The organism is Frankia sp. CeTa3Moorea (assembly GCF_978021225.1).
Window position 1 is genome coordinate 5604 of the sequence record NZ_CDXDOR010000098.1, and the last position, 14649, is coordinate 20252.

Consider the following 14649-nt stretch of genomic DNA (forward strand, 5'->3'; position numbering starts at 1 on the left):
TACGTGCCGTGCGAGGTCTGCCACGGCGACCGGTACAACCGGGAGACGCTGGAGGTGCACTACAAGGGCAGGAACATCGCCGAGGTGCTCGACATGCCGATCGAGGAGGCGGCGGAGTTCTTCGCCGCGGTGCCGGCCATCGCCCGGCACCTGCGGACGCTGAACGACGTCGGCTTGGGGTACGTCCGGCTCGGCCAGTCGGCGCCGACCCTGTCCGGCGGCGAGGCGCAGCGGGTCAAGCTCGCCTCGGAGCTGCAGCGGCGCTCCACCGGCCGGACGGTCTACGTGCTCGACGAGCCGACGACCGGTCTGCACTTCGAGGACATCCGCAAGCTGCTCGGCGTGCTCGGCCGGCTGGTCGACGCCGGGAACACGGTCATCGTGATCGAGCACAACCTCGATGTCATCAAGACGGCGGACTGGATCATTGATCTGGGGCCGGAGGGGGGCACGGGAGGCGGCCGGGTCGTCGCGCAGGGGTCGCCCGAGGCCGTGGCGGCGGTCGAGGAGAGCCACACCGCGGTCTTCCTCCGGGAGATCCTCGGTGACCGGGTCGCCGAGGTGGGACCGGTCCCGCCTTCTCAGGCTTCTCAGGTCTGCAGCAGGTCCGCGAGGACGGCGTCCAGCTCCTGTTCGGTGTGCTCCTGACCGGTCGGGACAAGCCGCTCGGTGCGGTCCAGGAAGCTGCGCAGCGACGACGCCGCGACCACCACCACGGATCGGCGGTCGCCGTGCACCAGGTCGAGCCGCACGCCGCGCCGATCCGCGTCGGGACCGATCCGGACGTCCCCGTCGCCCACCGCCGTCTCCAGGCCGGCGCGCAGGGTGTCGCGTGGTGCCACCCAGCTGCCCTGCGGCAGCGCGGGATGTTCCGGCCTGGACACCAGCGTCATGGACACAGCCAACGGGTCGCGGGCGCCCCAGCAGATCTGGAACACGGTGATCCGCCCACGGCTGGACGCGTCGTCCACGACGAACTCCGCCGTGACGTCCTTACCAAGCACGCGCTGGCTCCCTCGGTTCGCTTGCCCGATGTGTCGAGGGTCGCAGCCCTCCGCCCCGGACGCCAGCGGGGGCTCCCGAAACAGCGGAAGGTGTGTAATCGGTCACGACACTGCCGGGTGGCCGTCGCCGCTCGTCACCCTACCGCCACCATCGGAGGGAACCCGCTGCCAAGCCCGCACGCTATGCGTGATGAAATGGTTACGTGCAGGTGCTGCTTGCTCGGGATGAAGGTCGCCGTAGGCTCGCTTCATGGCTGATCCGGCGTCCTACCGGCCCGCCCCGGGCTCGATCCCCGAGACACCCGGTGTCTATCGTTTCCGTGACGAGCACGGTCGCGTGCTCTATGTCGGCAAGGCCAAGAACCTGCGGGCCCGGCTGGCCAACTACTTCGCCGAGTTGCACACCCTCCATCCGCGCACGCAGCACATGGTCTCCTCGGCGAGCTCGGTCGACTGGACCGTCGTCTCGACCGAGGTCGAGGCCCTCCAGCTCGAGTACACGTGGATCAAGGAGTTCGACCCGCGCTTCAACGTCCGCTACCGCGACGACAAGAGCTACCCGAGTCTCGCCGTGACCCTCCACGAGGAGTTCCCGCGCCTGCAGGTCATGCGGGGACCCAAGCGCAAGGGTGTCCGGTACTTCGGCCCGTATGCGCATGCCTGGGCCATCCGGGAGACCCTCGATCTGCTCCTGCGGGTCTTCCCCGCCCGCACGTGCTCGGGCGGGGTCTTCAAACGGGCCGCGCAGGTCGGACGGCCGTGCCTGCTCGGGTACATCGACCGGTGCTCGGCACCCTGCGTGGGACGGGTCGACGCGGCCACCCACCGGGAGATCGTCGAGGACTTCTGCGACTTCATGTCCGGGCAGGCGGGCCGTTACCTGCGTCGGCTCGAACGGGAGATGCAGCAGGCGGCGCAGGCCCAGGAGTACGAACGCGCCGCGCGGCTGCGCGACGACATCGGCGCCCTGCGCCGTGCGGTCGAGAAGCAGGCCGTGGTTCTGCCCGACGGCACCGACGCCGACGTCATCGCCTTCGCCGAGGACGAGCTGGAGGCCGCCGTCGCGGTGTTCTACGTGCGTGGCGGGCGGGTACGCGGCCAGCGGGGCTGGGTCGTCGACAAGCTCGACGAGGTCACGACCGCGGACCTCGTCGAGCAGTTCCTCACCCAGGAGTACCTCGACGGCACGGGAGCGGCCTCGACCGGGACCGTTGGTTCGACGGTGCCCACGACCACCGCGGGATCCCAGGGGGAGGGCATCCCCCGCGAGATCCTGGTGCCCGCCCTGCCGCCCGGCGTCGAGGCGGTCACCGAACTGCTCGGCGCGGCCCGGGGCAGCCGCGTCGAGGTCCGCGTGCCCCGCCGCGGGGACAAGCGCACCCTGCTCGAGACGGTGGAGCGCAACGCCAAGCAGGCGTTCGCGCTGCACCGGACGAAGCGGGCCAGTGACCTCACCGCCCGCAGCCGTGCCCTCGCCGAGCTTCAGGAGGCCTTGGAGCTGCCCGACGCGCCGCTGCGCATCGAGTGCTTCGACGTCTCGAACACCCAGGGCACGAACGTCGCGGCGAGCATGGTCGTGTTCGAGGACGGCCTGCCGCGCAAGTCCGAGTACCGCAGGTTCGCGATCCGCGGCATCGCCGGCCGGGAGGGTGCCGGCCGGGAGGGTGCCAGCCGGGAGGGTGCCAGCCGGGAGGGTGCCGGCCGGGACGGGGCTGCCGGGGACGACGTGGCGAGCATGTACGAGACCATCCACCGGAGGTTCTCGCGCTACCTCGCCGAGCGGTCCCGCGTCGGCGAGCTTGCCGACATCGCCGACGCGCCGGATGCCGCGCAGCCGATCGATCCGGGGACCGGGCGGCCGCGCCGGTTCGCCTACCCGCCGAACCTCGTCGTGGTGGACGGCGGGGCGCCCCAGGTGGCCGCGGCGGCCCGGGCGCTCGACGAGCTCGGCATCGACGCCGGCCCCGGCGGGGTGGCGCTGTGCGGGCTGGCGAAGCGGCTGGAGGAGGTCTGGCTGCCGGGCACCGCGGACCCGGTCATCCTCCCGCGGACGTCCGAGGCGCTCTACCTGCTGCAACGGGTACGCGACGAGGCGCACCGCTTCGCCATCGCCTACCACCGGCAGAAGCGGTCCACGGCCATGGTGGCCTCCGCCCTCGACGAGGTCCCCGGCCTGGGTGACACCCGGCGCAAGGCCCTGCTGCGCTACTTCGGTTCGGTGGCGAAGGTACGGGCGGCGAGCGCCGAGCAGATCGCGCAGGTGTCCGGCATCGGCCCGCGGACGGCGGCGGCGATCGTCACCGCGCTGGCCCGGTCGGCGCCGGGCCGCGCCGACGCGCCCGCCCCCGTCGTCGACCCGCGCACCGGAGAGATCCTCGACGCGGAGACCGTCTCATGACCACCCCGACCCTGGATTTGGCGATCATCACCGGGCTGTCCGGCGCCGGGCGCAGCACCGCGGCGAAGTGCCTGGAGGACCTGGGCTGGTTCGTCGTCGACAACCTTCCCCCGGAGCTGCTGTCCACCATGGCTGAGCTGGGCCGTCGTTCTGGTGGGACGGTCAGCCGCATCGCCGTCGTGGTGGACGTGCGGGGCCGGCCGTTCTTCTCTGACCTGCGCGCCGCGATCGCGGCGCTCGACGCGCGGGGCATGCATCCCCGGATGCTGTTCCTCGAGGCCAGCGACGATGCGCTGATCCGCCGGTTCGAGCACGTCCGCCGCCCGCATCCGCTGCAGCGCGACGAGCGGGTGGTCGACGGCATCAGCCGGGAACGGATTCTGCTCGCCGAGCTGCGCGGCGAGGCTGACCTGGTCCTCGACACCACCGACCTGAACGTCCATGAGCTGCGGTCGAAGATCGACGCCGCGTTCGGGCAGCCGAACGCCAACCGGCTCAACGCCACGGTGGTGTCGTTCGGGTACAAGTACGGACTTCCGCTGGATGCGGATCTCGTCGCCGACTGCCGGTTCCTGCCCAACCCGCACTGGGTGGAGGCGCTGCGCCCGTTCACCGGCCGCGATCCGCAGGTGCGCGACTATGTGCTGGCCCAGCCGGGAGCGCAGGACTTCCTCGACCAGTACGCGGCGCTGCTCCGCCTGGTCGGCGAGGGCTATGCCCGCGAGGGCAAGCGGTATCTCACGCTGGCCGTCGGGTGCACCGGCGGCAAGCACCGTAGCGTCGCGATCGCCGAGCAGCTCGGCACCCGGCTCGCCGCGGGCGGCGTGGGGGTCCGGGTGGTGCACCGTGACCTGGGACGGGAGTGAACCATCCGTGAACCTCAATGGCGTAGCCGCGCGCTCCGACGGTCCGGACCGGGCACCGGCGGTCGTCGCCTTCGGCGGCGGCCACGGGCTCGCCGCCTCGCTCGCCGCGCTCCGGCAGATCACCTCGGCGCTTACCGCCGTGGTGACCGTCGGTGACGATGGTGGATCCTCCGGGCGGCTGCGCGCGGAGCTCGGTGCGCTGCCCATGGGCGATCTACGAATGGCCCTGGCCGCGCTGGCCGGACCAGACGGATGGTCGACCACCTGGGCGGGCGTGTTCCAGCACCGGTTCGGCGGCGACGGGCCGCTCGCCGGGCACGCGGTCGGCAACCTCGTGCTCACCGCGCTCGCCGAGCGCACCGGATCACCGGTGGCCGCGCTCGACCTGGCCGCCGCCCTCCTCGGCCTGCGGGGGCGGGTGCTGCCGCTGTCGACCAGGGGCATCGACATCGTCGCCGACGTCGTGGGGCTGGATCCGGGGGCGCCCACCGCCGAGGTCGAGGTGCGCGGGCAGGCCGCGGTGGCCACGACCGGTGGACGGGTCGTGGGTGTCCGGCTGTCGCCGGCGGCACCGCCGGCCTGTCCGGAGGCGGTGGCCGCGGCGGGCGCGGCCGACTGGATCATCCTTGGGCCGGGATCGCACTACACGAGCATGCTGCCGCATCTGTTGGTTCCTGGGATGAACCGGGCGATTGCGACGTCCCGGGCGAACCGGGTGATGGTGTTGAACCTGGCCGCCCAGCCGGGGGAGACCGAGGGATACACCCCCCAGGCCCATCTCCACTCCCTCGGCCGGCACGTTCCCGGCCTGCGGCTGGACGTGGTGATCGCCGATCCGACCGCCGTGCCCGACCCCGACCTGCTCGCCCGGGCGGCGGCGGACGTCGGCGCCCGGCTCCATCTGGCGCCGGTGCGGATCCCTGGCGCGCCCGTGCACGACCCGGTCCGGCTCGCCGCGGCCTTCCGCGCGGTGTTCGCGGGACTCCCGGAGGCGACCTGCCCGGCGCCCGCGTCCCGGCGGCCGGTCACGCAGTACTCATCGTCCGGCGGACCGGTCCGCCGGACCCCATCCGGTGAAGCCAAGGAGTGATCGGTGTGGCGGCGATGACGGCCACCGTCAAGGACGAACTGAGCCGGCTGCGGGTCGCGAAGCCCTGTTGCCGGCGGGCCGAGATGGCAGCCCTGCTGCGCTTCGGTGGGGGGCTGCACATCGTCGGTGGTCGCATCGTGGTCGAGGCGGAACTCGATACCGGCGCGACCGCCCGCCGGTTGCGTCGCGAGATCGCCGAGGTCTTCGGCTTCCCCTCGACGGTGGCCGTGCTGGCCGCCGGTGGGCTGCGCCGCTCGGTGCGCTACATCGTGCGCGTCGAGCGGGACGGCGAGCAGCTCGCGCGGTCCACCGGCCTGCTCGACCAGCGTGGCCGCCCGGTGCGCGGGCTGCCGCCGCAGGTGGTCACGGGCTCCGCCTGTGACGCCGCGGCGGCCTGGCGGGGCGCGTTCCTCGCCCACGGTTCGCTGACCGAGCCGGGTCGGTCCTGCTCGCTGGAGGTGACCTCGCCCGGTCCGGAGGCCGCGCTCGCCCTGGTCGGCGCGGCGCGCCGGCTGGGGGTCCAGGCCAAGAGCCGGGACGTGCGCGGCGTCGACCGTGTCGTCATCCGCGACGGCGACGCGATCGGCGCGCTGCTGACCAGGATCGGTGCGCATGACAGCCTGCTCGCCTGGGAGGAACGGCGGATGCGCCGGGAGGTCCGGGCGACGGCCAACCGGCTGGCGAACTTCGACGACGCCAACCTGCGCCGCTCCGCCCGGGCCGCGGTGGCCGCCGGCGCCCGGGTGCAGGCCGCGATGCGCATCCTCGGCGACGACGCCCCGGAGCACCTGCTGGCGGCCGGCCGGCTGCGCCTCGATCACGCGCAGGCCTCCCTGGAGGAGCTGGGCGCGCTCGCGGACCCGCCGCTGACCAAGGATGCGGTCGCCGGCCGGATCCGCCGACTGTTGGCGCTCGCCGACAAGAGGGCCAACGCGCTCGGTATCCCCAACACCGAGGCGAGCGTCTCCCCGGATCTCCTTGAGAACGCCTGAGCAACAGCGGCCCAGGTCGTACCCAGACATTTCATACCTGTAATGTGGAATACTGGCCCAGTAGCACCATCGGGATCGGATGGCTCTTCGGGGCTCTTCGGGGTGGGGCCTGCCCGTGGGGCGCCCGCCTGGCCGGTTCGGCCGGCGTCAGCGCGGGCCCACGGAATCTGCCCGGCCCCGGCCCTGCGGAGGCGCACCGGCGGTGCAGCAGCGATGTGATGGGATGTAGTTTCCGGGTGGGGCGTGCCCGCATCGTGTGAGGAGACCAGCATCGCACGGTTCGGATTCCCGCCGATGATGTGCAAACTCGTTAGGCTCCTGCCTTGACAGCGCCACATGAACGACAGTGCCACATGAACGAGAACGTCACAACCGAACGACGACGTCGCGACGGAACGACGGCGTGACTATCGAAACGACGAGACAAGACGGTAGGGAGTCCTGGACGTGGCTACGCGGGTGGGTGTCAACGGCTTCGGGCGAATCGGTCGTAACTTCTGGCGGGCGCTCGCGGCGAGCAACCGGAACGATCTCGAGATCGTCGCGGTCAACGACCTGACCGACAACAAGACTCTTGCGCATCTGCTCAAGTACGACACCACGCTGGGTACGCTGCCTGCTGCGGTCAGTGTCGTCGACGAGGGTATCCGCGTCGGTGACACCATGATCAAGGTGCTGGCCGAGCGCGACCCGGCGGCGCTGCCCTGGGCCGATCTGGGTGTGGACGTTGTCATCGAGTCCACCGGCCGCTTCACCAAGGCGGCGGACGCGGGCAAGCATCTGCAGGCAGGCGCCAAGAAGGTCATCATCTCGGCGCCGGCCAAGGACGAGGACATCACCGTGGTGATAGGCGTGAACGACGACGCCTACGACCCGGCCAGGCACCACATCCTGTCCAACGCTTCCTGCACGACGAACTGCGTCGCGCCGATGGCGAAGGTGCTCGACGAGGCCTTCGGCATCAGCCAGGGGCTGATGACCACCATCCACGCCTACACCAACGACCAGGTCATCCTGGACTTCCCGCACTCGGACCTGCGGCGGGCGCGGGCGGCGGCGCAGAACATCATCCCGACCACCACGGGTGCGGCGAAGGCCACCGCGCTGGTCCTGCCCCACCTCAAGGGCAAGCTCGACGGGCTGGCGATGCGGGTGCCGGTCCTCGACGGCTCGGTCACCGACCTGGTGGCCACCCTGGACAAGAAGGCCAGCAAGGAAGAGGTCAACGCGGCGTTCAAGGCGGCGGCGGAGGGCCCGCTGAAGGGCTACCTTGTCTACACCGAGGACCCGATCGTCTCCTCCGACATCGTCAACACCCCGGCGTCCTGCACGTTCGACTCGCTGCTGACGATGTCCGCCGGCAATCAGGTGAAGATCGTCGGCTGGTACGACAATGAGTGGGGCTACTCCAACCGGCTGGTCGACCTGACCGCGCTGGTGGCCGCGCGCCTCTAGGCCCGCACGCCGCCGGCCGGCGAAACCCGTCGGGTGGCGCCGGTCCTCCCCGGCCGTTCCTCCCGACCGGGCCGGAGAGGATCCTCGCCCGGAGAGGATCCTCTCCGGCCCTTCCTCGACAATTTCTCTCCCCGATGGAGTAACGAAGCGTGAGGACGATCGACGACCTGCAGGTCGCCGGGCACCGGGTGCTGGTCCGCAGCGACCTGAACGTGCCGTTGGACCGTTCCGGTGACACCCCGCGCATCACCGACGACGGCCGGGTCCGCGCCAGCGTCCCGACCATCGCCGCACTGCTGGACCGGGGCGCCCGGGTGGTCGTGAGCTCGCACCTGGGCCGGCCGAAGGGCGAGCCGGACCCGAAGTACTCCCTGGAGCCGGTGGCGGGTCGGCTCGCCGAGCTGCTGGGCCGGCCGGTGGCGTTCGCCGGCGACGGCAGCGGTGACATCGCCGGTGCGCATGCCCGCGAGGTGGTCGCCGGGCTCGGGGACGGCGAGGTGGCGCTGCTGGAGAACCTGCGCTTCGCCGCCGGGGAGACCAGCAAGGACGCGGCGATCCGCGCGGCCTTCGCCGACGAGCTGTCGGCGCTCGCCGAGTTCTACGTCGGGGACGCCTTCGGCGCGGTCCACCGGGCCCACGCCAGCGTAGCCGACGTCCCGAAGCGGCTGCCGCACGCCGCGGGCCGGCTCGTGCTCACCGAGCTGGAGGTGCTCCGCCGGCTCAGCAGCGACCCGGCGCGTCCCTACGGTGTCGTGCTCGGCGGGTCCAAGGTGTCCGACAAGCTCGGCGTGATCCGCGCGCTGCTGCCCAAGGTCGACGCGTTGCTCGTCGGCGGAGGGATGTGCTTCACCTTCCTGGCGGCGCTCGGTCACGGGGTCGGCGGGTCGCTGCTGGAGACCGAGATGATCGAGACGTGCAAGGAGCTGCTCGCCGAGGGCGGGGAGCGGATCGTGCTGCCGACCGACGTCGTCGTCGCGGACAGGTTCGCCGCCGACGCGGACACCGCCGTCGTCGCGGCCGGCGCCATCCCCGCCGGCTGGCTCGGGCTCGACATCGGCCCGGCGTCGACGGAGCTGTTCGCCGCGCGGCTGGCCGGAGCGGCTACGGTCTTCTGGAACGGGCCGATGGGCGTGTTCGAGCTCGCGCCGTTCGCCGCGGGCACCCGGGGGGTGGCCGCGGCGGTCGCCGCCGGCACGGGGTTCTCCGTCGTGGGTGGCGGAGACTCCGCCGCGGCGGTCCGCACGCTCGGCATCCCGGAGGGTGCCTTCAGCCACATCTCGACCGGCGGCGGCGCGAGCCTGGAATACCTGGAGGGCAAGACGCTGCCCGGGCTCGCGGCCCTCGATGTCTGACTTCCACGGGACGCCCGGCGTCGGGGCCGGCTGATGGCACTGCTGGGCCGGGGAAGATCTGAGCGAGGTTCCGACAGGGGATCCGGGAAGAACAGGGGATCCGGGAAGGACGAGGACGGCGTGGGCAAGGACAGATCGGCGAAGGGCGCTGCCGGCGTCAAGGGCACCGGCCGACGGGCGCTGGTGGCCGGCAACTGGAAGATGAACCTCAATCACCTCGAGGCGATCGCGCTGGTGCAGAAGATCGCCTTCGATCTCAAGCCCGCCGAGCTGGAGACCGTCGAGGTCGTCGTTCTCCCGCCGTTCACCGATCTGCGCAGCGTGCAGACCCTGGTGGACGGAGACAAGCTCGCCATCGCCTACGGGGGGCAGGACCTCTCCCCGTACGCGTCGGGTGCGCACACCGGTGATATCAGCGGGGCGATGCTGGCCAAGCTCGGCTGCGGCTACGTCGTCGTCGGGCACTCCGAGCGCCGGGCCGACCACCACGAGGACGACGCGCTGGTGGCGGCCAAGGCGAAGGCGGCCTTCTCCGTGGGGCTCACCCCCATCCTGTGCGTGGGGGAGCCCGAGGAGATCCGGGCCGCCGGCACCCATGTTGAGTACGTGCTGCGTCAGCTCGAGCAGTCGCTGGCCGGCATCACCGCCGAGCAGGCCGCGACGATCGTCATCGCTTACGAGCCGGTGTGGGCGATCGGCACCGGCCGCACCGCCTCCGCGCAGGACGCCCAGGACATGTGCGCGGCGGTCCGCGGCCAGCTGGCCAGACAGTACGGCGATGAGATTGCCGCTGGGACCCGTGTCCTCTATGGCGGCTCGGTGAAGGCGGCGAACGCCGGCGAGCTGTTCACCATGCCGGATGTGGACGGCGGGCTGGTCGGCGGGGCGAGCCTGGTCGCCGAGGAGTTCGTCGGCATCGTGCGCAGCGGGCCGCCGGCCTGACGGCGGACGCGTCCGTATAATCGCCCTGCCGCGTACTCGCCCTGCCGCCGGCCGTCCCGGTGCCGGACCAGGCGAAGCACCGTCGGTGGGAGCGGATACTGTTGCGTGGCGACGTGCCCGGCCCGCCCGATCCCCTCGAGGCGTGCCGGTTCCACCCACGTTGCTGGAAGGCTGAGGAGGTGTGTAGGACAGTGGAACCGCCCTTGTCGGAGGTTCGGCCTGGGCACCGGACGGCCTGCCACTTCCCCGAGGAGCGGGAGCTGGTCTAGATGACGATCGGTCTGTCGATCGCCCTGATTGTCGCGAGTATTCTGATGATCATGCTTGTGCTGTTGCACCGGGCCAAGGGAGGCGGGCTGTCCACTCTGTTCGGCGGCGGCGTGTCCTCGTCGCTGGGTGGGTCCTCGGTCGTGGAGAAGAACCTCGACCGGTTGACCATCGTGGTTGGGATCATCTGGTTCACCTGCATCGTCGGTCTCGGTCTGCTGCTGAAGAATTGAACGCCCAGTTCGGCCCGCGCCCTGGTCCCGGCCGCGGGAGTGGTCGCGGCCGTGGAGGCCGGCTGCCCCGCCCCCTGTCCGTGCTCGCCACGGTCCTGCTCGCCACGGTGACCGCCTGCAGCGGCGGCGGCTCGGGGGGCGGATCGCGTGAGCTCGCCGCCAGTCCCACCCCGGCGGCGACCGCCACGCCCCCTCCGCCCGACAAGCCGGGCGGCACGCTGCGGATCGTCACCCAGTGGATGCCCAGTGGCGATCCCGGCTGGGCCGACCAGCCCGGCGAGCGGGCGGTCAGCCGGCTCGTGACCCGCCAGCTGTTCAGCTATCCCTCCGACGAGGACACGACGAAGTCGACCATCCCGCGGCCGGACCTCGCCGTCGGCGCGCCGGTCGTCACCGAGAACGGGCTGGTCTACACGGTGCGGCTGCGTCCCGCGGCGCGCTGGGACACCCCCAACCAGCGCCGGATCACTGCCAACGACGTCGCCCGCGGCATCAAGCGACTGTGCACGCCCCCGAACCCGTCACCGCTGCGCGGCTACTTCACGGCGACCATCGTCGGATTCCGGGAGTTCTGTGCCCAGCTGGTGGCGATCCCGGTTGCCGACGCCGCGGCCTTCGTCGAGAGCAGCACCGTGGAGGGCATCGAGATCGTCGGCGACGACACGCTCGCGTTCCATCTACTGGCCCCGGTGAACGACTTCGTGGACGTGCTGGCGCTACCGGCGGCCTCCCCGGTGCCGCTGGAGGCCCTGGCCTACCCGCCGGACTCGCCGGAGTACCTGCACAACCTGGTGTCGGCCGGGCCGTACCGGTTCACGGTCGCTCCCGGCGAGGGGTACCGGCTGTCGCGCAGCCCATCCTGGAGCGCATCCTCGGACGGGATCCGCCGCGCCCTGCCCGACCATATAACGATCTTCGACGGCCTGAGTCCGGAGGCCATGCAGCAGGAGCTGGAGAGCGGCGACGCGGACATGTCGCTCGACGGGAAGATCCCCGACAGCCGGGCCGTGGAGCTCGCCAGGGCGAATGACCCCCGTCTCGTAGTCGACGGGGTCGGGGTCACCCTGGCGCTCACCGTCGGATTCAACGGGCCCTCCGCGGCCGCGCTGCGTGAGCTGCCGGTCCGCCGGGCGCTGCCCTACTGCATTGACCGGGTGAGCCTCGCGGCGGCGCTCGGCGGCCCCGAGTTCGCCGCTGCCGCCACCGGGTTGCTGCAGGAGACGATGACCGGCTACACCGACGCGGATCCCTTCCCGAGCCCGGCGGGACTCGGCGACGCGGCCCGTTGCCGGGAGGCGCTGAGCCACACCCCCGGCGGGCCCGTCACGGCGCTGTCCCTGCTCACCACGGACAGCGCCACCGACGTGGCGGCCGCTGAGGCATTGCGGACCGCCTTCGCCCGTTCCGGCATCCGCCTCGACATCCGGATCCGGACCGGCGAGCGCTACCGTGCGGCCGCCGTCCACCCCACCGGGCAGTTCTGGGACCTGGCGCTCACCACCATCGCCCCGGACTGGTACGGCGACGCGGGCCGCACCGTCTTCCAGCCATTGCTGGACGAGACGTGGGCCGGCCCCAGGCCGGCCGACGGCGGCTACCGGGATCCGGGCGCCCTGCATCTGCTCGCCACGGCGCTGCGGGCCACCAGCGAGGCGACCGCCGCGAGCGACTGGGCCGACCTGGAGCACACGCTGGTCGAGCAGGTCGCGGTAATCCCGCTGGCCGTCGTGCACACCCCGCAGTTCCACAGCACGAACGTCACCGCGTTCACGATCGTGCCGTCGGTCGGCACCGCCGATCCGACCGCGGTCTCGCTGGGGTCCGGATGACACCCGACCTGAACACGCTCCTCCCGCCGAGGGTAACGCCAGGGGTAACCAGGCGGGGGTGGTCGGTGCATCCATGTGTGGCTCTCGCGGCCTACACTCCCCCCAGGACGTACCCGGAGGAACACCCGGGGAAAAGTGCCGGGAACGTCAGGTTTACGAAACCGGGTACGAGATTCCGCGGCACTCGAGGCCGCGGAATCGGCAGGCACGGTTTCCGTGCTACCACCCATGGGACGAGACGAAGGAGCACGCGGGCCGTGGCAGGTGGCAACGCCATCCGGGGGAGCCGGGTCGGGGCAGGACCGATGGGAGAGGCGGAACGGGGCGAGACCGCGCCCCGGCAACGTATCTCCTTCTGGTGCGCCAACGCGCACGAGACGAGACCGTCGTTCGCCGCGGACGCGGCGATCCCCGACACGTGGGATTGTCCGAGCTGTGGTTTTCCGGCGGGACGGGATCGGGACAACACCCCCGCCCCGCCGCGCACCGAGCCGTACAAGACCCATCTCGCCTACGTGCGGGAACGACGGAACGAGAAGGACGGCGAGGCGATCCTCGCCGAGGCGCTCGCCAAGCTTCGGGGCGCCTCCTAGCCCGGGGCCGGGCCCGTTCCCGGCAGCGGCCGACGGTCGCCGCCGGGAACGGGCTGCCGCCGTTGCGCCGCCGCCGAGGATGCCCCTGTGACTGTGGATGATGTCGGCATCGGCCGGCTCGTCGCCGGGCGGTACCGGCTCGTCGAACGGATTGGCTCCGGTGGGATGGGCACCGTGTGGCGGGCCCACGACGATGTGCTCCGGGTCGAGGTGGCGATCAAGGAGATCCGGGTCTCCGCCGACCTCGACGACGACGAGCGTGCCGCCGGAGTGGAGACGGCGATGCGTGAGGCCCGCAACGCCGCCCGGCTGCGGGGGAACCCGCACGTGGTCACCGTCCATGACGCCGTGGAACACGACGGCCTGCCGTGGATCGTGATGGAGCTGGTCTGGGCCGGCACACTCGCCACGACGGTCAACCGGGACGGTCCCCTGCCGCCCGAGCGTGCCATCCAGGTCGGGCTCGCGGTCCTCGACGCCTTGGTCGCGGGCCAGCAGATGGGCGTGCTGCACCGGGACGTCAAACCATCGAACATCCTGCTGGCCGACGACGGCCGGGTGCTGCTGACCGACTTCGGCATCGCCACCCACGCCGCCGACCCGACCCTCACCGGCGGCGTCGGCAGCGGCGGGACGCCCGCCTACATGGCGCCCGAGCGCCTCCTCGGCGGCCCCGCGACCCTGGCCGGCGACCTGTTCGCCCTCGGCGCCACCCTCTACTTTGCCGTCGAGGGGGTCTCACCGTTCCAGCGTGACACGCTGCTCACCACTATCGGCGCCGTGTTGCACGCCGATCCGCCACCCTGCCTCCGGGGCGGCAGGCTGTCGGCAGCGATCGCCGGGCTGCTGGCCAAGAACCCGGCGAGCCGGCTGCGCGCGGAGGGAGCGCAGGCGTTGCTGACCTGGGCCGCGTCCCACCCGGCCGATTCCGCCCCGGTATCCCCGCCGTCTCCGCCGTCTCCGGCGTCCCCGGCGTCCCCGGCGCCGGACGCGGTGATCCGGCGCCGGACCGGGTCGCGACCCGTGCCGTTCCCGCCGGCGTGGCCAGGGACGGCGCGGCCCACCGGTGCGGTCGGATGGGCCCGGCCGTGGCGGGCACCCCGGCTGATGGCCGGGGCGATGATCGTCCTGGTGCTGCTCGCCGCCGTGGCCGCCGGGGCGTACCAGCTGTTCGGCGCGGACGGCAGCGGCGACGACGGCGACCGGCGTCGCGCCTCGCCGCCGACGGTCGCCACGCGGGATCCGGCGGGGGTCGGGTCGCAACCGGGTGCCGAGGCTGGCGAGGCGCTGCCCCCGGGCATGATCGGCAGCTGGAGCGGATCGGTGACGCAGGCGTTCGTGCACTTCAACGCCGAGCTGGTGCTGCGGGGCGGCCGGATCGGCGAGGTGATCGGCACGAGTGCCTACCCGGAGAGTGGATGCGCCGGCGAGCTCGTGCTGCGGGCGGTGTCCGGCGCCTCGGTCCGGCTCGAGGAACGTCTCACCCGGGTCGGGGCGTTGTGCTTCGCCGCCACCTGGCTGGACCTCGTGCTCCACGGCGACGGCACGCTCGACTGCTCGTATCCGGCGACCGAGATCAGCTCGGCGGGGCAGGCGACCATGCGCCGCTCGGCGCCCCCCGTGTCCCC

General features: G+C 72.1%; 13 protein-coding genes and 1 pseudogene. 13 read left to right on the forward strand and 1 reads right to left on the reverse strand.

All coding sequences use genetic code 11. The features are described from left to right. Nucleotides 1-648, forward strand: a pseudogene (locus AC08OV_RS16445) (excinuclease ABC subunit UvrA); the annotation flags it as partial. Here the strand turns inward: AC08OV_RS16445 and AC08OV_RS16450 are convergent. Next, entirely contained in the window at nucleotides 591-1004 is a 414-nt protein-coding gene (locus tag AC08OV_RS16450; protein ID WP_462186162.1) for an SsgA family sporulation/cell division regulator, read from the reverse strand. The pseudogene AC08OV_RS16445 and the gene AC08OV_RS16450 overlap by 58 nt on opposite strands. 250 nt (nucleotides 1005-1254) lie before the next feature. Here AC08OV_RS16450 and uvrC point away from each other — a divergent pair, with 250 nt between their 5' ends. The 12 genes from uvrC to AC08OV_RS16510 form a co-directional block, all read left to right on the forward strand. Then, entirely contained in the window at nucleotides 1255-3402 is a 2148-nt protein-coding gene (gene uvrC / locus AC08OV_RS16455; RefSeq protein ID WP_476619894.1) for an excinuclease ABC subunit UvrC, read from the forward strand. Then, entirely contained in the window at nucleotides 3399-4268 is an 870-nt protein-coding gene (gene rapZ, locus AC08OV_RS16460; protein WP_462186159.1) for an RNase adapter RapZ, read from the forward strand. Before uvrC ends, rapZ begins: the two co-directional genes overlap by 4 nt. A gap of 7 nt (nucleotides 4269-4275) precedes the next feature. Continuing rightward, nucleotides 4276-5358 carry a gluconeogenesis factor YvcK family protein gene (locus tag AC08OV_RS16465; RefSeq protein WP_476615050.1) on the forward strand — a complete coding sequence of 361 codons (1083 nt, stop codon included), beginning with the start codon at nucleotides 4276-4278 and terminating at the stop codon, nucleotides 5356-5358. A gap of 5 nt (nucleotides 5359-5363) precedes the next feature. Then, nucleotides 5364-6350, forward strand: a complete 987-nt coding sequence (gene whiA, locus AC08OV_RS16470; RefSeq protein WP_476591645.1) for a DNA-binding protein WhiA — start codon at nucleotides 5364-5366, stop codon at nucleotides 6348-6350. A 447-nt stretch (nucleotides 6351-6797) separates the two neighbouring features. Continuing rightward, a complete protein-coding gene (gene gap, locus AC08OV_RS16475) occupies nucleotides 6798-7805 on the forward strand; it encodes a type I glyceraldehyde-3-phosphate dehydrogenase (RefSeq protein ID WP_476615051.1) in 1008 nt (335 codons plus the stop codon). A gap of 149 nt (nucleotides 7806-7954) precedes the next feature. Next, nucleotides 7955-9157, forward strand: a complete 1203-nt coding sequence (locus tag AC08OV_RS16480; protein WP_476615052.1) for a phosphoglycerate kinase — start codon at nucleotides 7955-7957, stop codon at nucleotides 9155-9157. A 33-nt stretch (nucleotides 9158-9190) separates the two neighbouring features. Beyond that, nucleotides 9191-10099 (forward strand): triose-phosphate isomerase, encoded by a 909-nt coding sequence (gene tpiA, locus AC08OV_RS16485; RefSeq protein WP_476615053.1) that lies wholly within the window; start codon nucleotides 9191-9193, stop codon nucleotides 10097-10099. 59 nt (nucleotides 10100-10158) lie between these two features. Next, complete coding sequence (locus AC08OV_RS16490) at nucleotides 10159-10368, forward strand: oligopeptide/dipeptide ABC transporter ATP-binding protein (RefSeq protein WP_476615054.1); 210 nt, start codon at nucleotides 10159-10161, stop codon at nucleotides 10366-10368. After that, nucleotides 10369-10599 carry a preprotein translocase subunit SecG gene (gene secG / locus AC08OV_RS16495; RefSeq protein ID WP_462187980.1) on the forward strand — a complete coding sequence of 77 codons (231 nt, stop codon included), beginning with the start codon at nucleotides 10369-10371 and terminating at the stop codon, nucleotides 10597-10599. 80 nt (nucleotides 10600-10679) lie between these two features. Then, entirely contained in the window at nucleotides 10680-12428 is a 1749-nt protein-coding gene (locus AC08OV_RS16500) for an ABC transporter substrate-binding protein (protein ID WP_476619897.1), read from the forward strand. A gap of 257 nt (nucleotides 12429-12685) precedes the next feature. Next, a complete protein-coding gene (locus AC08OV_RS16505) occupies nucleotides 12686-13021 on the forward strand; it encodes an RNA polymerase-binding protein RbpA (protein WP_011436081.1) in 336 nt (111 codons plus the stop codon). An 87-nt stretch (nucleotides 13022-13108) separates the two neighbouring features. Next, on the forward strand, nucleotides 13109-14649 hold a 1541-nt coding region (locus AC08OV_RS16510; protein WP_476619895.1), incomplete at its 3' end, for a serine/threonine-protein kinase.